The organism is Nitrospirales bacterium (assembly GCA_031315865.1).
Taxonomy (GTDB): domain Bacteria; phylum Nitrospirota; class Nitrospiria; order Nitrospirales; family UBA8639; genus JAGQKC01.
The window spans coordinates 1,278,089-1,301,082 of sequence record JALDRJ010000002.1 but is presented as its reverse complement, the minus strand read 5'-3'; the positions used below and the strand labels follow the sequence as shown (position 1 = coordinate 1,301,082).

Genomic DNA, 22,994 nt, shown 5'->3' with positions numbered 1-22,994 from the left:
TTACACGAGTGAAGATTTCTACGGCCCCTGAATTTATTCAAGAACGAAGAGGGCCAGCACTCACATCACATGATACTCGGCAACGTGGACAGGGAGAGGGAAATCCACATACCCCTGAAACCAGCATCTATGGTCCTCAGACGATTTACTTTCTCGTATGTCCAACGAGCGTCGGAATTCCCGACTCTTCGTACTCGCCAGGCAAGAACGTGGAATCGTCGAACACGCCAGCGATATCCTGCTCCGAAGCAATCTCGTCCAATTCTACTTGCTGAAAAAGAAAATTACGCCAGGTGGGATAGACCGGATTGCCTGGATGCCTGTCGATTAAATTCGAAATGGAAGCAAGCGCTTCATACCACAACCCGCCTTCGGAATAGATCGACGTCACTTCTTGGCGCTCCGCTTCCCGAAGTTTTGCTAATAACGTTTCTGGCGGCGCAATTCGTTTGATCCGTCCGCCAGCTACCGTGTTGCGGGCAGGATAGTCAGCATCGAGGGCTAGCTCGACAAACCATCGATATTCCTTTTCCAGCTCAAGTCTGACATTCAGGTCTTGCAAGTTTACCGAATGAATGCCTGCTTCAACCGTTTCGGCAATGGTCTGTTCAAAGACCGGTTTCACCAACTCTTCATGATTGATGGTTAAGACCAAGCGATGAGGGGCGCTCCTCGACACGTACCAATACAAAGAAGGCTGCTCCCGAATCGTCAATCCTAAATGATCAGGCACCAGGGCAAACAACCGCAACATATTGGGGTCCTCTCCCCCTCGAGTGCCGCCTCCGACTCGTCCACCTGGCGCGCCTATTCCCTTCGGCGGCTTATACACCGGCATTTTCAAGGGCTTCGTAGACGTCACGTCCTTCAATAACAACCGATGTCCACACCACGTCATCTTGCTATCCGATGGGCGATACGCCTTGATCTCTTGCACCATTTGTGCTGATGCAGGATCGTGCGATCCAACAGTAATGATGACACCGGTAAGAAAAGCCATCAGCGTGATGTAATGCCTTTGACACGTCATGATGAAAGACCTCCTGTCAAATACTCCATTCACCAGATTATGTATTTATGAAACCCATTGCATATATGTAAACCCTACGGCGAATGCCATCACATCAACTCATCGAAGCATATTTCCAGGAAAGATGGCAAACGATGATGTTTTGTATATCGCATTCTTTATAGGTCCTTAATTAAATAGGCAACGATCATGCCATGCTTCGCACAAGCCATACATATAGCGGTGAAGCCGGCGACAACTCTTACCTTCCCGCTTCTCATCACCTCAGTACAAAAAATATTTAGCATGAAATATAATGATCTCATGTCCACTTTGTAGACAACGTTTCTCTTAGTCCACCAATGGGCATCAGATTTTGACAGGACTTTCTTGTATTGTTTACTTTGTGACCAAATATGTCTACGATGTAGACAATTCGTTGACTGAGATTTTCGTGTTGCCGTTATATAAAAACAGAACAAAAGGCGATGTAGCCAAAGCCATCATGCAATCAACGTATAAGGCTTGATCCTTATCATGTCCATCACCACAGACCGCAAACTGACAGGCGCTGACATCTCCACTCCTTCGCTTCAGTCGGTCTTATCCCTCTGTCGAAAGATGAGAACCGAGCAGGAATTACCCTCTTTACTCCTGCTCATCGCGAAAGAAGCCAAACAATTGCTGGCCGCACAAGACGCCAGCCTTCTACTGCTCGACCGGGACCTGTGTGAACTCTGGTCATACGTCGCACTCGATGGCGAAACCATCCGCTTTGATGCCCGTCTTGGAATCGCCGGTGCGGCGGTCCTCAACCGAGAAGTGCAAAATGTGCCTGATGTACAGCATGATTCCCGGTTTTATGACGAAGTCGATCTCCAGGCCAAGAAAAAAACCCGAAACTTGTTGGCCATTCCTCTTCAGACTCATGAAGGCGAAGTTCTGGGCGTGCTGGAAATCATCAACAAAAAAGGCGGTTCATTCACTTCTCACGATGAATCCGTCGCCATCACACTGGCCGAACAAGCGGTGTTAAGCATCGAATCGACCCGTACCGTTCAAGAACTGAAACAACAACGACAGCATCTCATCGATGAGAATGCTCACCTCCGTAAAGAAGTCGAAAGGCGCTTTGCCACCCAAAACCTGATCGGAGTCAGTCCGCCTATCCAAAGCATCGTCAGACTGATTGATCAAATTCGCGATACCGCGGTCGATGTCCTGATCACGGGTGAGAGTGGAACAGGCAAAGAACTCGTGGCCAAAGCGATACATGACAACAGCATGAGACGGCAAAAACCCTTTGTCGCCTTGAATTGTGCGGCCATTCCCGAGCCTTTGGTCGAAAGTGAACTGTTTGGGATTCAACGGGGCGTCGCGACGGGAGTCGAGGCGAAGAGTGGGAAATTCGAGCAGGCCAATGAAGGCACGCTGTTTCTTGATGAAATCGGCGACCTGAGCCTGAATGCACAAGCCAAAATATTACGCGTTCTCCAAGAACGAACATTACAACCCGTCGGGGGAAGAACCGATCGCACGCTTGACGTGAGAGTGCTTGCGGCAACGAACCAACAGCTTGATGATTCGATCAAAAAAGGCGCCTTTCGGAAGGATTTGTATTATCGACTGAAAGTCGTCCATATTCACACCCCGTCCCTACGAGATATCCCGGAAGATATTCCTCTTCTTGCCGCTCATTTTCTGACTCTCTATTGCCAGAGGACCGGGAAGGAGGAAAAGCGCCTGACGATGAACGCCCAACGCCTCCTGCAAACATACGCCTGGCCCGGCAACGTGCGAGAACTCGAGAACGAGATGAAGCGGATCGTGGCGACCCAGAGACGCATCGTGATTTCCGAGCCAGATCTTGATGCCACGATTCGTTCACAAGGCCGCGTGACAGGCAGTCGTCTGGCATCTTCTCTTCCGCGGGCCGTCGCTCAACTCGAAGAAAAGATGATTCGCGACGCGTTACGCGCTTGCCATTTCAATCAAGTGCAGACAGCCAAACGGCTGGGCATCAGTCGACAGGGGCTTATCAAAAAAATGAAACGGCTGGGCATTCTCACGAATTCGGGACGAGAAGAATGAATAAACCGTCTCATAGGCTATGGCGACGCGATATGCTCCTGAGACCCGTTGAGCACCCGGTACACCTTGACCGGCTCGTGCTTTCCAGGAAGACGGACAACTCCCAAATCTTCAATGTTCCAACGTTGGTCAAGAAAGCGTCGAGTGTCTTCTGAAAGATAGAGACAGGGATGCCGGTCATCACGATGAGTCTCTTTCGCATATTGCTCTAATCGGGCGGCAATATTCACGACGTCTCCGACGGTCGTGTACTTTACCCGTTCCGTCCCTCCCACAGTCCCGACCACAACCGGTCCCGTCGCGATGCCTATCCTCACGTGACCGACAGGAATCCCCGCCTGCTTGCGTGCCTGATTAATCTGATCGAACTCACTGATCAAAGCCAACCCAGCCTGCACGGCATTCACCGCATCCCGCCGAATTTCATCCTGTGTGAGGCGTGGCACTGGCACTCCAAAATTCGCTTTGATGCCGTCACCGAAAAAATCATCGACCACCCCTTGATGAGAGACGATGACTTGAGTCATCGCCCGTAAATACGTGTTCAACCACTCCATCAATGGCGAGGGAGCTAATCGTTCGGCAATGCTGGAAAATCCTGCTACATCAGCAAAAAAGACCGTACTGATGAGTTTTTGCGGTCGAATTCGTCCGTCTTCCAGGACCTGTTCTTTTGCAGACCAGACGGCGTCGGCCACTTCCTTTGATACATGCTGCGAGAATAGCCGCATCAACCAGGCTTTCTCCCGTTGATGACGCGTTGACATCCATGCGGTCGCGATGCCTCCTGCGATCAGCCAACTCATGGCTGGCGGCAACAGAGGAATCCACCAGTGGCCAAGAATCGCCCAGTAGGCGATCAGAGTCAGAACGCTCACTCCGCCGCCCAGTATAAGGACAATTCTCCACGGAGAGACGGTCCACAGGGCTGCCAGAGCTCCGAGGCAGCCCCATATGATAATCCAGCCCGCCTCTACTCCTTCTGACAGCGACCGAATGGGAGGCTCCCCATACAAGGCCATGCGGATGTACTGGCTCACGAGGTGTGCATGCAGCTCAATCCCAGGAATCTGTTGATTTCCATCCCGTCCAACGCTAAAGGGCGTATAGAAATCATCTCTGACGCTCTCTGCGGCAGATCCCACAATGACCACTTTATCCTCAATCGTTTCACGTTGAACTTCTCCGGAGATCACACGACCGAGAGAAACCCGCATAAAGGCATACTGCGCCCCCAGATATTTCACCAGCATTTGATAGCCGCCCGAATCAATCCCCATATACGCGCCATCCCGTGATTGAAATCGTGGAATGGTTGTCCCGCCGAGTTTCATCCACTCGGGATGACTCGGGTCAGCTTCCGGCGCGATGCCTTCTGCTTGCAAATATTTCAGCGCGACTGCTAACGGGAAGGACATCGTTGTTTCTTCTTCATTCTCTAAAAAGAGAACAGCCCTGCGAACAATGCCTCCAGGGTCGACCATAATGTCGTTAAAGCCGATCTGATCCGTCCCGCGTAGAATTGGCGGTCCCGGAATCCCGGCTCCGGTCTCGTCTGGAAATTTCATGACCGCCACGATATTGTGATGTTGAACCAACACCTCGTGTAAGGCTTCTCGCCCAGGGAAGACTTCTCGATCCCGGTAAAGATCGAGTCCGATAGACCGGGCTCCATAGCCAGCAAGCATGTTCAAGGCTTTCGCGATGTACTGATCAGGCACCGGCCAGCCAAGACGCTGAAGATCGTCTTCCGTGATCGTCACCAACACAATGGGGGGATCTGAGACCGCCGAAGATGACGCGAATCTGACCGTCCAATCATAGACCGACAGTTCCGTCGGCTCCAGCATTCCCGATTCGCGACAGAGCACGACGAGCAATCCCACGAGCAGACCGATGAGAAGCATTCGAACCGGAGTGGAACGGAAGAGCTCACGCAAGCCTGTCATGGGCAGACCTGTCCGGTTACAGCCAATTATTGATCAGGAGGAATGGCGACCAATAGCCGGGATGTTGATAGGTTGGATGCTTGATCAGTTTCCGCTTGGCCTTCTGTAACGCCGCGGCCTTGGAAAGCGATGCATCTTGCAATTGACGATAGAATTCGGTGATTAACTCGGATGTCGCCTTGTCATTGATAAACCAGAGCGTCGCCAGCGCACTGCGCGCGCCGGCTTTCACCGCCACACCGGCCAGCCCCAGCGCCGCACGGTCATCACCGGCAGCGGTCTCGCAGGCGCTTAACGTTAACAAGTCCAAAGGCGTTTCCCGGAATTGATACAGACCGATCAATTCATTCAATCGATCCATCGTCAACTTGCCGTCGAATGCCAGGAGGAAGGTATTTTTGGCCTCGTCTTCGAACTTCGCATGAGAGGCGATATGCACGATCGTCGGTCGTTCATCTTTCATTTCATACTCAAGTTCGTCGACACGAAATTGCTGATTGAGAAGCACCCGTCCGCCGTAGAGTTCTGTGAGTGTCTGAATTTCTTCCGCAACGTTCGGCAGGGAGGGAAACCCTTGAACAGAATCGGTTAACCCCACGGACAACATTTTAATGGTCTCACGATTGATCGGTTGTGGGTCGGTCAGCACAATGCCAGGCGTGATCGCTAACGCGTACTGTTCGATGAGAAATTCCTTGCCATCATGCAGGGCCCCAAGAGGGATCGTTCGAATCGGTCCATCCGGCACGAAGACCAGCGTGTGAATTTCGAATTGCGCGAGATAATGGCGAATCGGTTGAATAAGCCACGAATAAACCTGTTGGGCATGGGGCAGATATTCGCGCGTCGTTCGCTTTTCTAAATACCTGCGCAAGACTCGCACTTGTTTCGCTAATTCTTGCTGCGTCACCGCCACCCGTTCCCGCTTGAACTCGGCTTTCTCGCCATTATGGACGCTGACGAGTAACTCCACTCGATCGGGCAGGAGGATCGGATAGACGACGGCCGTATGCTTTAAATTTTTCACGATTTCATCGACATTCGATCGTTTTTCCAACAAGGATGCAACGCAATTATCACGAAAATAGTCCTGGAGCTCAGCGGTCTTCAATTGCTCCATCGTGCGTCGGGCATTTCCCAGAAGACGCTGATACTCAAGGGCTGAACGCGTCTGATCGGCTTGGGTGAGCAACAAATCGACGAGTTCAAAAAACAGGGGACCAATGGAGGAACGGAATGATTCGTATTGCTGATGAAACCCACGAGTGACTTCCCGACGAATCGGCTGCAACGTATAGATGGCGCGACGATACGCCAGGATAGACTCATCGATCTTTCCTTGCGCTTTTAGCAAGCGGCCAGTTTGCCATTCCCACAGGTACAGGGATTCCGGAACCGCGACTTGTTGCGCCGCCTGAATGGCTCGTCGAGTCAAATCCAACGCCTCATCATACCGTCCTTCGGCTTCGTACAACGTTCCTAAATGTCCCCATCCATACGATGCTGTCCGATGATCTCGAAGCCGATGAGCCAACTCTGCTGATTTTTGAAATGCCTCGGCAGATTGACGAGTTAATTTGACGTTGGACGACTGAAGTAATTTCCGGAGACGATCATAAGCAAGTCCGATACTCAACAATTCTTGAGCTTTTTCATGAGAATCTTGAAGAAGGGTCACCTGCGTGGAGGCAAGATCCAGACGATCCTTACTCGCCGTGAGTTGGCCTTCGAACAATGAGCTCCATGCGGCATTGATGAGAGCTGTCACGGCGAGAGAATGATGACCGATCGCATCCGCCAGGATAGTCGATTCGGTGAATGAACCAAGGGCTTTGTTATAGAGGCCTTGTGAAGCCAAGACATTGCCGCGATCGTTTAAAATCGCGGCCACTAGTGCAGAATCTTCTATGCTTCTCGCGAGAGACAAGCCCTGCGTGAGATACCGCTCGGCATCTTGTTGAAGATCTAAAGCAAAGGCCACATTGCCTAATCGTCCAAGGATCTGGGCAAGGAGCGGCTGGTTGTGAGATTGGCTGGCCAGTTGCAGCGCTAAGTCGAGCGAACCTGCGGCTTTTCGGTAGTGTCCCAGGTAATAAAGAGCCTCAGAATAATACAGAAGCGCACGAGCCTGCTGATCGGATTGCCCGTCGTTCTCGAATTCGCGAGCTGCCCGTTCCCAGGCTTGCGCCGCCTCAGCGAAGTGGCCCTTTGAGAATGCCACTTGACCGGCTTCCATCGCCTGAGCACTTAATCGGGAGTCGGCCAGGCTGGAGGAAGATGCAACTACGAGGATGGATAAACTGGCAAAAACTAGCAGCGGTAGAAGAAGGCGCTGACGTGGCCGTATCTTGACCATAAGCTTCCTGTGCACCCTACTCATCATCAGGCTCAGTCCCTGTTTGCTGACGCGTGATGGAGTTTACTCTCGATTGCCTTGGGCGTGAGCATTCATAACATGAATTCCCCCAACCTAGGCCTGGCCCTTTGGAGTTTCGTTAAGGATCAGAAAACCCAATTGTTGTAACCGCAAAAAGTATGCCGTGGCTTCATCGGGAATATCCGGCAACAATTGATCGAGTTCCGAGAGACTGTCCTCCAGTATCCCGACCCTTTGAGTATCCAATTCGTTTTCTTCCACATAGTAGGTGATACATCCCACGATGACGGTATCTAACATCATCAGCTCACCTTCTGATCCGCCTAAAGAATCAGGCCATTGCGCCTCCTGATGTATCTGCCAAAGTTCGTGAAGATCATTCATCGTGTGAAGTATAAGGTACAATGGCTTGATGATCTACGATCGGGAAAAGCTCATGAGATGTCCGTGGTCACGCTTCGAGCGTCCTGATCTGAAAGAGGCTGCACGATCCTGACAAATCTGTCAAGTCTTGGGATGATAAGGCAAGCGGTCATTCAACCACGCCCATAGAATCGGACACCGACGAAGATCAAGGCCGAGGTAGGATAAGGCATTACGTTATGAACGTATCAGTGTCCCTTATTCCATCAGAGTGGCTGAGCTTTAACTGTCGAGGAGGAATATGGCAGAAAAAGATTTGCCCCCTTTACTTTTCTGGATGTAGCATATGTATACCCAGACTACAGAACTTCTAACATTGTAAGGATAGGCCCATTGCTTACCTATATGATTTACCGCCAATCATTGAAAGCGACTTACAAGTACGATGGAGGATAAGAGCAACCTTGAACATCAGTCTAGGGTTCTTTCAAATTGAGATATATCAAGCTGTATGGGCTCTTTGAGTAGGTTGGAAATGAATTGTTCTTTGCTCCCTTCTTCTCCAAAGTAATCTTCGAGACCGACAATTGCAGGAACGATCGTGACTCGTTCGGCTCTTAAATTTGTAGATGATTTTTTATTGTCTTGTCTTTGGATCGTTGATGGGTCGTAGAGTTTAGATTTGATAGTTGCCAGAGCTTGAATGGCCGCTTGAATGGTGGAGACATTGATCTCACTCGGCATGGGTAGCAAAGGAGAGATAGACTCTCCACTAATTCCTAGGGTCTGAATGTGCAACGTCCCTACGATTCTCTCTTGTTGAGCTGCTAAACCTAATCCATAAAGACTGCCAAGATTCACCCCACTTTCGAGAACCGTTACAGCAGCTTGTAAACGCAATCCCACGCCTAGATAAATGGGAATAGCCATTGCTGTGACACCTTCAGGCAGTTCTTGATCTTCTTCCATTATCGCAAACTTCCGGAAACTTGGATCTTCAGATGTTGCAATCACTCGCATTGATTTCGTGTAGTACTTAATATAATCAAGAATCACCATATAGTTCTTGTTTTTAAGGGCCAGGGCAAAAGGACCGTAGCTAATGCCACCTCCTTGATGCAATTGACCGATGGCCAGTCTCATCGACTCATTAGGTAAGGCTCGAAGAAGTCGTTGATTGGAAATGTTCTCTTCCTTGGAGTTGTACTCTTGTCCTGTTGCGACACGGATAGGAATGGGCTCAACGGGCTGATAACCTTTCCCTCCTCGTCGTTGAGATTCTTCCAAACGAGCTTCCTCAGCCGCTCGATACTCCCTCAATTGGTGGTCAGTTATAACACAAGCAGTTAATAATGCGGTCAAAGTAAAGGCCACAAAAACGATTGCGAGTTTTGCTTGGATGCGCGGAATCATTGTAGGCCTACCTACTATGAATATCGGGTCTGTCGTAGAGACTTCACTTCTCTGAAGGTCACAACCTTTATAAGGGAACGTATTGTTACAGGTTTGAAGAAAATGTCAATGTACGATGATGCAGGTGAACGTTTTTTGCGTCATCAAGGGTTGCCTTCGAAGTCTCGTGTACGGTGTATAGGACAAGTCTTTTGTTGTTATATTCTTTATCGATCGTTTCGGTAGGCATTGTCCTCCTCAAGCTTGAACAGGGACACCCTTCCGAGAACAAGCCCACCCTCGCCTTGGAGCCACATTGACTTATCAGTGTCCCTCATTCCTGGAGATTCGTCTATCGTGTATCTACGCAAGTTGCCTTCGTGGTCTCGGTGCTGAACTCACGACGGGATATGGAAGAGCTCCTACTCTCCCGCTTCCTCATGCGGTGACGACTGATTTTGTTACTTTGAATTTCCCAGCATCTGCCTTGCTCAGTTCGTTACCCGTGGGACCGAGAGAAAATCTTATTTAAAATGAATGAATTGTACGACTCAAGCTGCAGGAGCTATAAGCATAGTGCTAACGGACTGAATATGATACGATAATAAGACCACGGAGGCACATGATGAAAATTTCCTCAGACATCAAGCCAGTCACCTACCTGAAGGCGAACGCCGCCGCCTTGCTGGATCAAATCAATACCACGCATCGTCCGGTTGTGATTACGCAAAATGGCGAGCCCAAGGCCGTATTGCAGGACCCGCAAAGCTACGAAAATATGAGGAATGCATTGGGGCTATTGAAATTAATTTCTCAAGGTGAAGACGATATCAAGAAGAACAAGACCAGGGAACAAGCAGACGTGTTCAAGAAGTTGGAAGCGCAGTTACGTGGTTTATGAAGCAGTCCTATGAGGTGATTTGGGCAGAGACTGCTGAAAAGGATTTACAAGGAATTGTCTCCTATATTGCTCAAGATAATCCGTCTCAAGCACGAAAGATATTACAGAAAATCAAAAAATCTGCCTCTACCCTGACTCATAGCCCCCTGCGAGGTCGTGTTGTCCCGGAGCTAAAAGAGCAAGGGATCATACAATACAGAGAGTTGATCATCGCTCCCTGGAGACTCATCTATCGTGTATCTGCGCAAGTTGCCTTCGTGGTCTCAGTGCTCGACTCACGACGGAATATCGAAGATCTCCTGCTTTCCCGCTTCCTCATGCGGTGACGTATGAGTAGCTGTGAAATACAGGGTAGTCCGGTTGTCATTTTGGACTGGAACGATACCATACCACTATGGACTACACAGGTATCATCACTCTTGAGCCAGGAAAGCGCAGTGGCAAGCCCTGTATTCGGGGGATGCGCATAACGGTCTCTGATGTTCTGGAATATCTGGCATCGGGGATGACCGAGGATGAAATCATCGGTGATTTCCCAGAACTGACAAAAGAGGATATACGCGCCTGTCTCGCTTTTGCTGCCGATCGTGAGAAAAAACTTTCCGTGGCTCACGTATGAAACTGGTCTTTGACCAGAATCTTTCGTATAAACTCGTCCTAAGCCTTGCTCAACAATACCCCGGTTCAAAGCATGTCAAAGATTTTGGTCTGACTGGAAATGATGACGAGGCCATTTGGAAACTAGCCTCAGAGTAACGATTCACCATCGTTACCAAAGACGCTGACTTCTTGCGCAGAAGCCTCCTTCGTGGCCGCCCACCTAAAGTGATTCAATTACGAATTGGGAATTGTTCGACAATGCACATCTATGACCTGTTTATCCGCGAAGAATCTGCCATTAAGAAATTCCTGAACAATCCCAACGAGGCTCTATTCATCATCACGTAAGTCTGTCCTCAAGCAGGAACCGCCAGGCCTGTAATAACGGGGTAGCCAAACTCGTATCCGTAAAAGGTATAATATGGTTCAACAATGTTGTACGAGTCGCTGCGATGAAGTCCCTTGAACATTTAACTTTCGATAACACCTACGCTCGTTTACCCGAAGCGTTTTATCAACGAGTCCAACCCACTCCGTTTCCCAACCCGCGATTGGTGAGCTTTAACCCCCGGACAGCCGAGATCATTGATCTCGACCCGGATGAGCACGCGCGTTCCGATTTTCCGGCGTTTTTCTCCGGTGGGAAATCCTTACCAGGGAGCGATCCCCTGGCCATGCTGTATGCGGGTCATCAATTCGGGCACTACGTGCCGCAGTTAGGCGATGGCCGGGCAATCCTGCTGGGAGAGGTTCGCAACGCCAAGGGGGAGACATGGGATTTACAATTAAAGGGAGCGGGGCTGACGAGGTTTTCCCGCGATGGAGATGGACGGGCCGTCCTCCGTTCGACGATACGCGAGTACCTTTGTGGGGAGGCCATGCACGGACTGGGGATTCCCACGACCCGTAGCTTGTGTATCGTGAGTGGAGAGGAAGTTGTCTGGCGTGAACGACCAGAGCCAGGCGCTATGTTGCTCAGAATGGCTCCAAGTCATGTCCGTTTTGGCACCTTTGAAGTCTTTTATTATCGCGGGCAGTATGAATACCTAAAAACCCTCGCGGACTTCGTCATTGCCCATGATTATCCCCATCTCTTAGATGCGGAAAACCGTTACGCACAACTTCTACATGAAGTGGCGGTTCGAACAGGCGAGATGATCGCTCGATGGCAGGCTGTTGGCTGGTCTCATGGGGTGATGAATACCGACAATATGTCAATTCTGGGATTAACGCTCGATTACGGGCCCTATGGCTTCATGGAATCCTATAACCCCGCATTCATCTGCAATCATTCCGATCATCAAGGGCGGTATGCCTTTCAAAATCAGCCTGACATTGGATATTGGAATATTCGGGCGCTCGCGAAGGCGATGTCACCTCTTCTTGAGCAGACGGACTCTCACGCGGCACCGGAAATATACGAGAGAGCCATGCTCAACACATACGCCGATCTCATGAGGGGAAAGCTTGGCTTGCTCGAACACCATGTGGGCGACGATAAACTCGTCACGGATTTGTTGAATCTCATGGATTCGAGCCGGGCCGATTATACAAATAGTTTCCGGTCTCTGGGCGGGTTTCAACAGAACTCAGCTGATGGGCACACTGCGATCAGAGACCAATTTCTTCATCGAGAAGCTTTCGATGATTGGGCCGTACGATACCGGGACCGTCTTCAGGCAGAGAAAAGCCAGGACCCTGAACGGCGGCAACGCATGAACCGAATCAACCCCAAGTACGTACTCCGCAACCATCTCGCGCAACAGGCCATCGAACTCGCCACAAGAGAACAAGACTATTCCGAGATCGATCGTTTACTCATGCTCTTAGGCGAACCGTTCACGGAGCATCCAGGCATGGAACAGTACGCGTTGCCTCCGGCTCCCGGGAGTGCACCGATTATCGTGAGCTGTTCCTCGTAGTCTTGGCGAATCCCGATGCATCCGGTCTCAGTCATGATTTGAATTCTCGCGTCTCTCTTCATCGCATGTCTTCTGATTGCTTCCTATTCCGGCCTACCGCTCAACTTTTACCCATCGCGGCGTTCCGATGATTCGCCTTCTCCTGTTTCTCGTAGTGCTGGCCGCGGTATTCGTCGGTCCCCAGTTGTGGATCAAACGAGTCTTCGCGCAGCACAGCAAGTTGAGAGAAGACTTTCCGGGAACCGGAGGCGAATTGGCGAGACATCTACTGGATCGATTTCGTTTGGAACAGGTCCAGGTTGAAACGACCGACACCAGCGACCACTATGATCCCATCAAGAAAATCATCAGACTAACCCCTGAGAACTTCCATGGCAAATCCTTGACCGCCGCCACGATCGCGGCCCATGAAGTCGGTCACGCCCTTCAAGACCAAGCCGGCTACGCGCCCCTGAAAGAACGCACACGGTTCGTTCGGATAGCACAGGGTGCCGAGAAAGTTGGCGCGTTCGTCATGCTGGGCATACCACTCGTCGCGGGGATCACACGCGCTCCTGGAGCGGGGATCTTGGTCATGTGCGCGGGCATCGCCACGATGGGTGTCGGAACACTGATCCATCTGTTGACTCTGCCAGTCGAATGGGATGCGAGTTTCAAGCGGGCGCTTCCAGTCTTGGAACGGGGAGGGTATTTGTCCCGGGAAGATCTCGTAGATGCGAGAACAATCTTAAGGGCCGCCGCGCTGACCTACGTCGCAGGGTCCATGGCGAGCTTGCTCAATCTCTGGCGGTGGGTGGCGATGATGCGCCGATAAATGACGTCACATTTAAAAGATTGACTTGCTCGTGAGGATGATGTCTCCATTCTCGTGCCGACTTCCACCGAACATCGATGCAGCCAGTACTCCACCGAGTGGCGTCATCGGGTGATGGTGATAATAGACCTTCACAATCGTGAGCCGATCGATCGGTACGCTGGTTCCATCGTGGGTGAGATAGGTCGCTAGCTCAGGGGTCAGACCACAATGTAGTTCAGTCTGCGGTGAAACAACATGGCTTCCCGCTAGCGTCCCTCGTTGGGAAATCGTCGCGCATGTTGGATTATTATTGGTTGCATCGCCAGCATCGACGGAAAGGAGATACATTTTATAAGAGCCAGGGTTTTGACTGAAGTCCAGTGAAGAACTCGAAGAGACCAACAGATCTAAAAGGTCCTCACCCGCATTATAGTCTCGAGAAGCCAGATTCCCTCCTTCCCGGGCAATGTGCGTCACAGTCGTTTGAGCATGAATGATCGAGCCGAATTCCACGATGCCAAAGGCCAAGGCCAAAAAGACCATCATGATGAACAGGCCTTCCATGGCGACGATGCCTCTGTTGTTTTCTAGAGAGTGGCCAATCGCTTTACTTCTTCTGAAAGTCTTAAAAATCTTCATTACGATAAGTTCCTTCAGCAGCCAGAATTATGCCCGATCCACTATGAGAGAAGAACGTGTCAAGAAATGGTGTCAGAAATTGATGTTCGTACTGAACACGCACTCGCATGTATGCCCCGCCTGCCCCCGCATTGACAGGATTCGTATCCCAACTCGTCGGATCGGAATAATCTGATCCGACAGGGAATATCCATATTTTACTCGGGTCAATTTTCATCACTGAGAACGTCTGATCGTTTATCGCTTTGACGATCGATTTCTCCCGCGTCAGAGGGTTATTGCTCTCATCTTCCAAGGTCACGCCAAGCAGGCCCACGCGCATCCCTTCTCGGGTGGCATACTGCAACACATGTTGATGAAGATAGAACCAGCCGAATTCCGTAACCGCCATGGCCGCGAATAAAAACAACGGAAGCATCAACGAAAATTCAAGAGCTGTATGACCATGCGGCTTCTTCATTGAAAACATACCTTGAAGTTTTCTTTATAGTTCACAAGTCGAACACGGGTTGAAATAGAGTGCTTTCACAGGTTCACTCGCTCAGACTATTCAAGGAGCCTTAGTTTTAGGCGGTTCGCAATGATTTGAAGAAGGTCCTGCAATTCTGAAGAACTAGCTGCAGGGAAGGTATATTCTGGCCCACTTGAAATGGCATTCAGAAATGCCAGGTCCATACCTCCGAACCCGATGGAGTAAATGAGAATACCTTGATTCTTGATTTCGGTGGCATGATCGATCGCCATTTGTTTTATTATTTCATCCACATACAATTTAATATTGCCCCTAGTAATACCACATTGAATAGGATTGGAAGTCCCTAAAATGCTGTTGTAATTGGTCATTCCATACACAGGATCACTGAACACATGCCATTTTGTATTAAGCCCTGTACAAGCGGTTGATGCTACGGGCAATCCATCTCCTGTTTCGTATTGGGCAATACCCAAAGATTGTGATTGCATATTGGGGTCATAGAGCACTCTGGAGGAATCTGACGAGGCATAGGCCACTGCCTGAATTTCGTTTCCATCTCGCGTAAAGGATCCCGTAAAGGCTGTCGGATTGCCATCCGAGATAAATATAATGTACTGATCGAGTCGTTCATCATCCGGAACGCCTGTTTGGTCGGTATAACCCAGATCATTTTTGGCTCGTTCCAAGGCATACTCAGTATTCGTTCCCCCCACTGCAGTGAGAGCATTAATGTATCCAGACGTTCCCGCAAGATCATTGTAATAATAATCTTGAAGGGGATATCTCACTTCTGCCCCATGCGCAAAGGCCACAAGCCCAAACTTATTACGATCCTCCGTATCTTCGAAATTATCAAGAAACTGCTTTGCAGCACTTTTCAGATCACTAATGGGCGTTCCGTACATTGAGCCCGAAACGTCCAAGACTAAGCCGATTTCTGCACCCCCAAGCCGCGCGGCACCCAACGCAGCCACGGGGACGGTCCCTGCTGAGAAAAGCGCCTTGCTGACTGTATTGAGAACATTGGCTTGTCCATTGATCGTGACCTTTCCCGTGTTGCTCGTCGTCACGGTAAATGTCGTGTATTCGTCCGTCCCCAAGATCCCATCATAAAAATTCGCCTGGGCCATCCGTTGAATGAATAGTTGTTTATCTTGAATATTTGGATTGGTAAAATGCGTCGCCCCTGCCAGAGAGGCGGCGTCAACCGCCTTCGCCATCTCGGCTTTCACGGCGAACCATCGTCCGACTTCTATACCCAATGCGGCAAACCCAAAAAGGAGGGCGATAAAAATCGCCCCCAGTATGAGGAATCCGCCTTTTTGATTATGTAGATGTCTGCACATTGAGATCTGTGTCCTCATCTCTAGATAGACGTCAACCTTACCTCGACATAGCAAATCAAACTGCATCTTCATACAGAGGAATGATACAGTTTCCTATACTCACATCGGAGTTATTCCGTAAAGAATTAAATACAAAGCTTTGTTTTCCTCGAACAGCAGCAGGTTATAGCCGTTTCAGATAACTTCCGCCTGGTTCAACGTCGTACCGCGCGGGGTGTGTCGCCTGTATCGATTGGAACGTATGTGGATTCGCTATAAATCAAAAATTTGAAGGGACGAATAAGTGAGTTTAGATGAAGTCAATTCTATGAAAAGCCAAGTCTGTAACCGTTCTTACCTGTTACAGCACGTTGTTCTTAATGGTTGACTCAACCATTGAGGAAGGGGATTCAGGGGGAAGGCTTGAGTGTATTTAAGATCGTTTCAACCGGAGTTTCCAGATTTTTTTTTCCATTGCATGGCCGACAAGATGGCACCACATTGCCTTTGGAGCTTTTGCCTCTTCGCGCCAGCGGAACGATATGATCCATCGTCAATTCGGCAGGAGGATATGCTTGTTGACAGTAATGACAGAGCCCTTTCGCGATTAACTCCCGCCACCATGATGTTTTTCGTAGTTTCCGTGCCCGCTCTCTCTCGATCTTGATATGACGTTGCAGGGCCGGATCAGATTCAAGTTCGAAGTAGGGTTCTGTGTTGGTCATCGAATCAATCTAAGGCAAGGGTGAGACATTTGGCTGACCCTCCCGCTTTCATGAATTCGTCCAATTCAAGCGGATGGGTCTTGTACCCATGGCTTTCGAGCAACCTCATGGTTGTCGGACAGCCCTTCGGAAGTACGACATGCCGCCCGACGCACACGGCATTGCAGGCAAAGCGTTCCGCTTCCTCACCGGGAACGGGTAATCGTCGTTTCTTCTCGAGACGTGATTCAATAACCGTTCGCGCATAGGAGTCGAAGGCTCCCGGATAATACAGCAATTCACCTCCACTGAGAGGGCAGAAACATGTATCAAGGTGATAAAACTTTGCATCGACGAGTTCGAGTGGAAGAATTTCCTTCTGAAAGATCGCCGTGAGGACGGTATACGCTCGGATATCGCTCCGTTGTCGATATCCTCCGAACCACACATCTGAGAACCCCAAGAGGTCTCCTGCCCCTTCGAAATACAGGTCAGAATCCAACCGAATCACTTCCAACTCATGCACGTCAAACCATCGCTCAAAATGCTGCTCTTCCTGTTGACGTTCAGGATGACGAAAGCGGCTAGGAACCGCTTTCCCTCGGGCAACAACACCTGCATTCGCGGTGAACACTAAATCCGGTAATCCTTTCTGGGGCTCGATCAACTCTATCTCGACTCCCAGATCTTGGTTGAGAACTTGAACCAGCGCTTGCCATTGCGTTAGACATCTTGAGGAATCAGAGGCGTTGGATATCCGCATCCAGGGATTAATCTCGTATTCCACCCCAAAATACTCCGGCCGGCACATCAGTAGCCTGCTCACGAGTTCTGCTCCTGCCAGCCTAACTCCCTGGCCAATTCGCGAAGAAACGACGATGAGTCCATCACTAGTCCCACGGCTTGAAAGCTCCCGCGATCGCTCAGCTTTGTCGGAACCGCCGGATTGATATCCACACAAACCGTTGGAACCATAGCCGGCAGCAAGTTTCCGGTCGCAACGGCATGGAGCGTTGATGCGACCAGCAACGCCAAGTCGACACCGGGAAGGGCCGCTCTCATCGCGGCTTGAGCTTGCATCGAATCGGTTATCACTCCCGGCAAAGGACCATCGTCACGAATCGTCCCCGCCATGACCACATGCACATCATGATGAACGCATGCGGCCATGATACCGTCCCGAATGACTCCTGTTTTGACGGCCTTCTCGATGCTCCTTATGCTCCGTATTCGATTGATGGTTCGGAGATGATGTTCATGACCATGAGGAACCGTTCTCCCTGCCCCGAGATTGTACCCCAGCGACGTCCCAAATATACTGGCTTCCATATCATGAGCCGCGAGGGCATTCCCGCAGAACAAGACATGAATGTACCCCGAGTTTATGAGCCACGCCAACGCCTCCCGACCACCGGCATGGACGATAGCCGGCCCCCCGGCCAACAGCACTTTTCGCGGGGAATTTCCGGTCCGACGTTCCTGAGCTATTCCCCGCATTCGACGGGCGATATCCCCGATGACGGGACGATAGGGGCGCTCGGAGGAAACCTGGGCTTCCATAAAGCCGAATACATCACGCTCTTCCGGACGCTCGAGCGGAAGAACGCGAATACCATCGCTCCCTGTCACGATGAGATCGCCTTTCTTCACATCAGCCATCGGCACCATTCGAGCAGTCACAGTCTCCTCACAGACAGCAATGGCTAGATCCATCTCGGTCCCTTCGACTTCGATCCAAGCTCCATTCACGCGAATCTGGGTTGGCAGATGACTCGTAGCATAAAACGTGTCGGGAAGGACTCCATCGGCTGGAGCCGCTTGAACCGAGCAATTGATCTCCTCCTCGATTCTCGCGCCATGGGGTTGAATGGCTTCCACGATCTCCGCGAGACGATCGGAAGTGGCTGCGTGGATCTGAATTTTGACATGGGAGGATTCTTCTCGTGACTTCCCGATTTCTACCGTTAGGAGGTCAAAAGTCCCTTCAAGCATGACGATCGTGTCTAACACTTTCGCCAAGATTAGCGAATCGATAATATGTCCACTCAAGAGGACTGTCTGTGTAGCCATCAGAAATATTGTATCATGCTTTTTTCAGTTCGAAATCTCAGAAAACATCGGATTATCGTGCACGAGAAGTATTGAAGTTTAGAAACCAGCCTGGCAAGAAAAAAAGCTAACTGGTATACTTTTAAGAAAGGCAAGGGTCATTCATATGCGTAGAATCCGACCAAACATTCAGGCATGGCAGACATGGATCCTAGGGCTGGTAGCATTCGTGACGTTTTCAGTCAGTGCTATGCCGGAATCCCCAGCCCTTGGATCTGCAGGAACAGACGTGTTCCGTGGGTTCACGACTCACATTAGTCAACAAATCTTACAAGACAAAAAAGACTTTTACGTTGCTCAGACCTGCACATTCTTTTTTTATAAAAAGCCCAAGAAACATGAGACCCCTCAAGTTCAGAACATTTCGTACGATGTCATGTTTCAATCCACTGAAAACTTCGATTGCCCGGCACGATACCCGAAAGGGCTCGATGAGGCGAGAGAAGCCTTTTCACGTACTCAACAAGCTTTGTCATTGAGCTTAACGTTTTTCGAGTTTGCGCTGGTGGGAGACAAAAATGATGATGAAGAATATACGAGTCAGGAACTGCGCGACGTCATGGAAGCCTTCGGCCAGACGTTTGAAGCCCATCTTCCCTCAGCTCAATACGTCTCCAGTTTGAATCGCCTATTCGATACGGTGAAGCGCCAAGGTGAAATTGAAACATTAGCCAACAGCATGAGTATCCTGCTTAACAAGGGATATCGTTTTACCCCTGCCGATCAAGCCGCCCTCAATCGCGAAATTAACTAACTAGCCCACTTGTAATCGGTTTCTCAGTTGGTGCGTCTTTCCCTCTGAAAGCTGCAATGGCATTTGCCACTACGTTTTTCCTCTACCGTGGGCTAGCTCTCCTATAACCGTAAAAATCCTGTTCAACTATCGTGGCCCAGGGCACCTGTAATCCACACTTCAATTCAACGTCGTACGAAACAACTCTTACGTCTTTTCTACCAATGGCTGGCCGTCGATCCGGCTAATTCGTTCAAAGGCTTCACGGGCGCGGCTTCTCACGGTTTGGTCCCAATCCTCCTTCATCGTATATTCCAGTTTTCCTCTTGCCTCGATCGCGCGCATCCGGCCAAGAGCCAACGCCGCTGAAGCACGAACATGGGCATGATCATCTTCGAGCGCACGAAGCAAGAGTGCAATCGCGGGCCGATACTGTAAAACCCCGAGGTAGCTCGCCGCCATGCCCCGTATCCGGTGCTGCTTGTCACCCAACGCGGTTTTCAATGTGGAAATAAAAAGCTCTGCCATTGGCTCAACAATAGATTCCAACCCAGCCAATTGGTAGTCATTGAGTTCAACCAGCACAAAGGCAATGTCCAGACGTTTCTTCGGGGAGGCTTCTTGTTCGAATCGTTTGATCAGGCGATCGCGTCTCAGCCGGATCTGGCGTTTCGCTTGAAATTTCCGAATAATCACCCACAGTGCGGCACCCACTGCAACGAGAACGAGCAATACAGGAACGATGTCATCGATAATCCAATCCTGCGTATCGAACGATAAATGATGCCAAACCCAAATACCGCCAACCACGAGGCCTAGGATAGCCAGTCCGGCTAGGACATTGACTTGACCAGAAGGACTTGGTTCATTTCCCATCAGACATTCCCATAGGCTTGACACGAATTGTCTTCAATATTTAGTGTGAACGCCATTGGAGGCCCAGTGCAAGTTACGATTCTCGGTTCTGGTACGAATCTTCACCCTCGCCGCGCGGCAGCAGGTTACCTGGTACAAACCAGTCAACCTTTTCTGATTGACTTCGGTCCTCGCACATTAACGAATCTGATAAAAACCGGGTTCAATCGCCATCGGCTGGAATACCTTCTTTTCACCCATTACCATGCCGACCATTTTGCCGATTTCATTCCCTTCTTTTTTGATGCGGTGTGCCACTCGCAATATACTGAAAGCCGACCCGATCTCACCATCATTGGGCCAAAAGGAACGAAACATCTCTTTCGTAGCATTCTGAAGACTTTTCCTGTCTTTGACCAGGCCCCTTTTCGAGTCAGAATCAAAGAAGTGGAGGCCCGTCCCTTCATGATTGGAACGACTCGTATTACCCCTAGGGTCATGACGCATACAGACAAACAAACGTGCTTAGGATACCGGGTCGAATATCAAGGTCACTGCTTCGCGTATTCCGGCGATGCCTGTTATTCACCGAATCTGGTGCAATTGTGTCGAGATGTCGATTGTGCCATTTTGGACTGCTCCTTTCCAAGGAATCGCCCTGGTGCGGCACATATGCATGCTGGAGATTGCGGGAAAGTTGCCCAGGAAGCTGGAGTCAAACGCCTCGTCTTGACGCATTTCTATCCGGTAGCCGAACGATATGACGTGAAAAAGCAGGCGGCCAGGGCCTTTCGCGGAAAGATCTCTTTAGCCCGAGATTTGATGAAACTGAAATGGTAGTCCATTCAGGACATCTCTAAAAACTAGGATTTTTCTGTGAGGGCAAGGAAACCGCGTGCGGAAAACCGCAGTGTATGCCTCAATACATGAGGATTTGAGCACGTGGTTGACGCCACCATCGCGGAAAAGGAAAGTTTTTAGAGGTGCCCTTCAAGGGCTATTCGATCTCCGGCGTACGTTCCAACGCAGCAATCAGCGAATGCCAACGCTCGACCTGCTTGGCCTGATCCTGTTTTTCATGAATGCTTATCAGGTTCCTGATCATCCTCGCCAAGATCAAGTCATTCGGTGTCCGACTGAGGAAGGAGTCATCAAACCCGATTCCAGCTTCCGTTAAAAACCGTTCACAATCTTTCGCCTGAAGAAACACTCCTCCGTTAAAACAATCGATAAACAACGCCGGATCGGTTTCCTCGATGCCGACCACAAAATGCCCCGGCATCCCGACACCGGCACAAGGAATACCTAAACGACCGGAAATGAACAAATAGAGCGCGCACAGCGTGATAGGAATTCCCGTTCGACGATCAAGCACACGATTTAAAAAGCTATTCTCCGGGTCATAGTACAGCTCCCGGTTCCCGCAGAACCCCTTCTCCCGAAAAAGATATTCACAAAGAATCAGGCTGGCATCTTCTGGCGGTAACGTTGAATGGATGCGGGGACGTACCTCGTCGGCCAACGCATCAAGTTGGCGAATATACGACTCTACGTCAAGATTGGGATACGCCGAACGGGCAAGCAAAAACGTTCCAGATTCCAAATTGAGGGATTGCTCATCCGCAAGGAGTCGCTCCAATTCTCTACGAATCACAGAAAATCGAATATCTTCGCGAATTTCTTCAACTCGAGTCGCTAGCCCCTGTTCGGTGAAATCGGAATGTTCAAGAAATGGCAAAGCCGTTTGTCCCATCCTGACAAGCTCCTGTTGAATCGTTGCAGCAATCTTGGGGTTCGGATCTGTCAGGAGACGAAGAAGGGCTTGGATTTTCCGTTCCGTTGACGAATCGTTGTCCATAGGTCCAACCGGAATGTTCGAGAGAGGTAATGGCCGTAAAGACGGTGAATTATCCCACCGTTTTCTTGAACGCTTTGGCGCCTCCATAGAGGCACAAGGCATCAAAAACGACCAAGACAGCGACGGCGATTAAGATTTGAGGAAGAGCTGCTCCCCATCCAGTCAAGATTAACGGACGAACCGCATCAATTACCCAGGTCATAGGATTGAGAGAGGCGAGAGCCTGCATCCATCCGGGCATGGCCGAAAGGGGGACTAAAGCCGAGCTGAGAAAGATCATTGGAAGGGAAAGAAACCCTAAGACAGAAAAAAAGTCACCATGGCTTTTGACAGAAAAGGCCATGGCCATCGAAATGGCCGTTAATCCCACACCGAATAACATACCGATAAACAGGATGGCGGCAATACCCAACAGCCCAGTTTCAGGACGCACGCCAAAAAAGAAGGCGACACCAAGGATAACCAAAATCTGCATGGCCGTGATTGCCATCACGAACAAGAAACGGCTCAGAATGACGGAAGAACGACGAATAGGCGTGGCCATCAAACGTTCTAAAAATCCGTTTTCTTTATCGAAGAGTAAATCGACGCCTCCAGCCAACCCATTATTCAAGACCGTCATGACAACGACACCAGCCGCCAAAAAACTGATGTAATTCGGAGCCTGGACCACCTGAACATCCGCGGCTCGTTGAAAAAGACTTCCAAAAAAAATCAGCCAAAAGAGCATGGGTTGGACGAGAGTGAACAACATGCTAAATTTCTCTCGACTGAGTCGCTTGACCCATCGATTCGTGAGCGCCAACACTTCTTGTATTTGATTCTGCATGTTCTACCCTCTTATTCCTTCTAGAGCTTTTACTCCACGACTTACCGATTTGACGACGCGTGGTCGA

Annotated in this window: 22 protein-coding genes; 8 read left to right on the top strand and 14 right to left on the bottom strand. The window is 50.0% G+C overall.

The annotated features are described in order from the left end of the window. Positions 1 to 145: 145 nt before the first annotated feature. Positions 146 to 1,030 (bottom strand): DUF928 domain-containing protein, encoded by an 885-nt coding sequence (locus tag MRJ96_06050; GenBank protein MDR4500997.1) that lies wholly within the window; start codon positions 1,028 to 1,030, stop codon positions 146 to 148. A gap of 516 nt (positions 1,031 to 1,546) precedes the next feature. On the opposite strand from MRJ96_06050, the gene MRJ96_06045 reads away from it, so the two are divergent. Then, positions 1,547 to 3,100 carry a sigma-54-dependent Fis family transcriptional regulator gene (locus MRJ96_06045; GenBank protein MDR4500996.1) on the top strand — a complete coding sequence of 518 codons (1,554 nt, stop codon included), beginning with the start codon at positions 1,547 to 1,549 and terminating at the stop codon, positions 3,098 to 3,100. Between the two features lie 17 nt (positions 3,101 to 3,117). Here MRJ96_06045 and MRJ96_06040 read toward each other — a convergent pair whose 3' ends face one another. The 4 genes from MRJ96_06040 to MRJ96_06025 form a co-directional block, all read right to left on the bottom strand. Further along, a complete protein-coding gene (locus tag MRJ96_06040) occupies positions 3,118 to 5,049 on the bottom strand; it encodes an adenylate/guanylate cyclase domain-containing protein (protein ID MDR4500995.1) in 1,932 nt (643 codons plus the stop codon). Between the two features lie 16 nt (positions 5,050 to 5,065). Then, positions 5,066 to 7,405, bottom strand: a complete 2,340-nt coding sequence (locus MRJ96_06035) for a CHAT domain-containing protein (GenBank protein MDR4500994.1) — start codon at positions 7,403 to 7,405, stop codon at positions 5,066 to 5,068. A 114-nt stretch (positions 7,406 to 7,519) separates the two neighbouring features. Then, entirely contained in the window at positions 7,520 to 7,729 is a 210-nt protein-coding gene (locus MRJ96_06030; GenBank protein MDR4500993.1) for a hypothetical protein, read from the bottom strand. Positions 7,730 to 8,260: 531 nt separating this feature from the next. Continuing rightward, positions 8,261 to 9,202: a hypothetical protein gene (locus MRJ96_06025; GenBank protein MDR4500992.1), complete on the bottom strand. Its 942-nt coding sequence runs from the start codon at positions 9,200 to 9,202 to the stop codon at positions 8,261 to 8,263. 601 nt (positions 9,203 to 9,803) lie between these two features. On the opposite strand from MRJ96_06025, the gene MRJ96_06020 reads away from it, so the two are divergent. From MRJ96_06020 to MRJ96_06000, 5 genes are all read left to right on the top strand, one after another. Beyond that, the gene (locus MRJ96_06020; GenBank protein ID MDR4500991.1) at positions 9,804 to 10,082 is read left to right on the top strand and encodes a type II toxin-antitoxin system Phd/YefM family antitoxin; all 279 of its coding nucleotides are present in this window, start codon (positions 9,804 to 9,806) and stop codon (positions 10,080 to 10,082) included. Beyond that, positions 10,079 to 10,408 (top strand): type II toxin-antitoxin system RelE/ParE family toxin, encoded by a 330-nt coding sequence (locus MRJ96_06015; GenBank protein ID MDR4500990.1) that lies wholly within the window; start codon positions 10,079 to 10,081, stop codon positions 10,406 to 10,408. The genes MRJ96_06020 and MRJ96_06015 overlap by 4 nt, the downstream gene beginning before the upstream one ends. 68 nt (positions 10,409 to 10,476) lie before the next feature. Further along, the gene (locus MRJ96_06010; GenBank protein ID MDR4500989.1) at positions 10,477 to 10,701 is read left to right on the top strand and encodes a DUF433 domain-containing protein; all 225 of its coding nucleotides are present in this window, start codon (positions 10,477 to 10,479) and stop codon (positions 10,699 to 10,701) included. A gap of 433 nt (positions 10,702 to 11,134) precedes the next feature. Next, positions 11,135 to 12,604 carry a YdiU family protein gene (locus tag MRJ96_06005; GenBank protein ID MDR4500988.1) on the top strand — a complete coding sequence of 490 codons (1,470 nt, stop codon included), beginning with the start codon at positions 11,135 to 11,137 and terminating at the stop codon, positions 12,602 to 12,604. A gap of 127 nt (positions 12,605 to 12,731) precedes the next feature. Next, a complete protein-coding gene (locus tag MRJ96_06000; protein MDR4500987.1) occupies positions 12,732 to 13,418 on the top strand; it encodes a zinc metallopeptidase in 687 nt (228 codons plus the stop codon). A gap of 12 nt (positions 13,419 to 13,430) precedes the next feature. On the opposite strand, the gene MRJ96_05995 is transcribed toward MRJ96_06000, so the two are convergent. From MRJ96_05995 to MRJ96_05970, 6 genes are all read right to left on the bottom strand, one after another. Continuing rightward, on the bottom strand, positions 13,431 to 14,039 hold the full coding sequence (locus MRJ96_05995; GenBank protein MDR4500986.1) for a pilus assembly protein: 609 nt from the start codon (positions 14,037 to 14,039) through the stop codon (positions 13,431 to 13,433). After that, a complete protein-coding gene (locus tag MRJ96_05990) occupies positions 14,026 to 14,499 on the bottom strand; it encodes a pilus assembly protein (GenBank protein MDR4500985.1) in 474 nt (157 codons plus the stop codon). Before MRJ96_05990 ends, MRJ96_05995 begins: the two co-directional genes overlap by 14 nt. A gap of 86 nt (positions 14,500 to 14,585) precedes the next feature. Beyond that, positions 14,586 to 15,860: a TadE/TadG family protein gene (locus tag MRJ96_05985; GenBank protein ID MDR4500984.1), complete on the bottom strand. Its 1,275-nt coding sequence runs from the start codon at positions 15,858 to 15,860 to the stop codon at positions 14,586 to 14,588. A gap of 389 nt (positions 15,861 to 16,249) precedes the next feature. Further along, entirely contained in the window at positions 16,250 to 16,564 is a 315-nt protein-coding gene (locus MRJ96_05980; GenBank protein MDR4500983.1) for an HNH endonuclease, read from the bottom strand. Positions 16,565 to 16,568: 4 nt separating this feature from the next. Continuing rightward, on the bottom strand, positions 16,569 to 17,369 hold the full coding sequence (locus MRJ96_05975; GenBank protein ID MDR4500982.1) for an arginine deiminase-related protein: 801 nt from the start codon (positions 17,367 to 17,369) through the stop codon (positions 16,569 to 16,571). Continuing rightward, positions 17,366 to 18,613 (bottom strand): TIGR00300 family protein, encoded by a 1,248-nt coding sequence (locus MRJ96_05970; protein ID MDR4500981.1) that lies wholly within the window; start codon positions 18,611 to 18,613, stop codon positions 17,366 to 17,368. The genes MRJ96_05975 and MRJ96_05970 overlap by 4 nt, the downstream gene beginning before the upstream one ends. A 145-nt stretch (positions 18,614 to 18,758) precedes the next feature. Here MRJ96_05970 and MRJ96_05965 point away from each other — a divergent pair, with 145 nt between their 5' ends. Further along, complete coding sequence (locus MRJ96_05965; GenBank protein ID MDR4500980.1) at positions 18,759 to 19,406, top strand: hypothetical protein; 648 nt, start codon at positions 18,759 to 18,761, stop codon at positions 19,404 to 19,406. 186 nt (positions 19,407 to 19,592) lie between these two features. Here the strand turns inward: MRJ96_05965 and MRJ96_05960 are convergent, their stop codons facing one another. After that, positions 19,593 to 20,261 carry a HEAT repeat domain-containing protein gene (locus MRJ96_05960; protein MDR4500979.1) on the bottom strand — a complete coding sequence of 223 codons (669 nt, stop codon included), beginning with the start codon at positions 20,259 to 20,261 and terminating at the stop codon, positions 19,593 to 19,595. A 66-nt stretch (positions 20,262 to 20,327) separates the two neighbouring features. Between MRJ96_05960 and MRJ96_05955 the strand changes: the two genes are divergently transcribed. Continuing rightward, complete coding sequence (locus MRJ96_05955; protein ID MDR4500978.1) at positions 20,328 to 21,080, top strand: MBL fold metallo-hydrolase; 753 nt, start codon at positions 20,328 to 20,330, stop codon at positions 21,078 to 21,080. Between the two features lie 157 nt (positions 21,081 to 21,237). On the opposite strand, the gene MRJ96_05950 is transcribed toward MRJ96_05955, so the two are convergent. Together MRJ96_05950 and MRJ96_05945 are read right to left on the bottom strand one after the other, a co-directional pair. After that, positions 21,238 to 22,098: a transglutaminase-like domain-containing protein gene (locus tag MRJ96_05950; protein ID MDR4500977.1), complete on the bottom strand. Its 861-nt coding sequence runs from the start codon at positions 22,096 to 22,098 to the stop codon at positions 21,238 to 21,240. 49 nt (positions 22,099 to 22,147) lie between these two features. Beyond that, positions 22,148 to 22,927: an ABC transporter permease gene (locus MRJ96_05945; GenBank protein ID MDR4500976.1), complete on the bottom strand. Its 780-nt coding sequence runs from the start codon at positions 22,925 to 22,927 to the stop codon at positions 22,148 to 22,150. Positions 22,928 to 22,994: the final 67 nt, after the last annotated feature.

Excerpts from the sequence above, each read along its gene's own strand:
- MRJ96_05990 (MDR4500985.1), bottom strand. The coding sequence starts at position 14,499 with ATGAAGAAGCCGCATGGTCATACAGCTCTTGAATTTTCGTTGATGCTT.
- MRJ96_06005 (MDR4500988.1), top strand. The coding sequence starts at position 11,135 with ATGAAGTCCCTTGAACATTTAACTTTCGATAACACCTACGCTCGTTTA.
- MRJ96_06015 (MDR4500990.1), top strand. The coding sequence starts at position 10,079 with ATGAAGCAGTCCTATGAGGTGATTTGGGCAGAGACTGCTGAAAAGGAT.
- MRJ96_06025 (MDR4500992.1), bottom strand. The coding sequence starts at position 9,202 with ATGATTCCGCGCATCCAAGCAAAACTCGCAATCGTTTTTGTGGCCTTT.
- MRJ96_05960 (MDR4500979.1), bottom strand. The coding sequence starts at position 20,261 with ATGGGAAATGAACCAAGTCCTTCTGGTCAAGTCAATGTCCTAGCCGGA.
- MRJ96_06045 (MDR4500996.1), top strand. The coding sequence starts at position 1,547 with ATGTCCATCACCACAGACCGCAAACTGACAGGCGCTGACATCTCCACT.
- MRJ96_05985 (MDR4500984.1), bottom strand. The coding sequence starts at position 15,860 with ATGTGCAGACATCTACATAATCAAAAAGGCGGATTCCTCATACTGGGG.
- MRJ96_05945 (MDR4500976.1), bottom strand. The coding sequence starts at position 22,927 with ATGCAGAATCAAATACAAGAAGTGTTGGCGCTCACGAATCGATGGGTC.
- MRJ96_06050 (MDR4500997.1), bottom strand. The coding sequence starts at position 1,030 with ATGACGTGTCAAAGGCATTACATCACGCTGATGGCTTTTCTTACCGGT.
- MRJ96_05980 (MDR4500983.1), bottom strand. The coding sequence starts at position 16,564 with ATGACCAACACAGAACCCTACTTCGAACTTGAATCTGATCCGGCCCTG.
- MRJ96_06020 (MDR4500991.1), top strand. The coding sequence starts at position 9,804 with ATGATGAAAATTTCCTCAGACATCAAGCCAGTCACCTACCTGAAGGCG.
- MRJ96_06000 (MDR4500987.1), top strand. The coding sequence starts at position 12,732 with ATGATTCGCCTTCTCCTGTTTCTCGTAGTGCTGGCCGCGGTATTCGTC.
- MRJ96_06010 (MDR4500989.1), top strand. The coding sequence starts at position 10,477 with ATGGACTACACAGGTATCATCACTCTTGAGCCAGGAAAGCGCAGTGGC.
- MRJ96_05995 (MDR4500986.1), bottom strand. The coding sequence starts at position 14,039 with ATGAAGATTTTTAAGACTTTCAGAAGAAGTAAAGCGATTGGCCACTCT.
- MRJ96_05970 (MDR4500981.1), bottom strand. The coding sequence starts at position 18,613 with ATGGCTACACAGACAGTCCTCTTGAGTGGACATATTATCGATTCGCTA.
- MRJ96_05950 (MDR4500977.1), bottom strand. The coding sequence starts at position 22,098 with ATGGACAACGATTCGTCAACGGAACGGAAAATCCAAGCCCTTCTTCGT.
- MRJ96_06040 (MDR4500995.1), bottom strand. The coding sequence starts at position 5,049 with ATGACAGGCTTGCGTGAGCTCTTCCGTTCCACTCCGGTTCGAATGCTT.
- MRJ96_06030 (MDR4500993.1), bottom strand. The coding sequence starts at position 7,729 with ATGATGTTAGATACCGTCATCGTGGGATGTATCACCTACTATGTGGAA.
- MRJ96_05965 (MDR4500980.1), top strand. The coding sequence starts at position 18,759 with ATGCGTAGAATCCGACCAAACATTCAGGCATGGCAGACATGGATCCTA.
- MRJ96_06035 (MDR4500994.1), bottom strand. The coding sequence starts at position 7,405 with ATGGTCAAGATACGGCCACGTCAGCGCCTTCTTCTACCGCTGCTAGTT.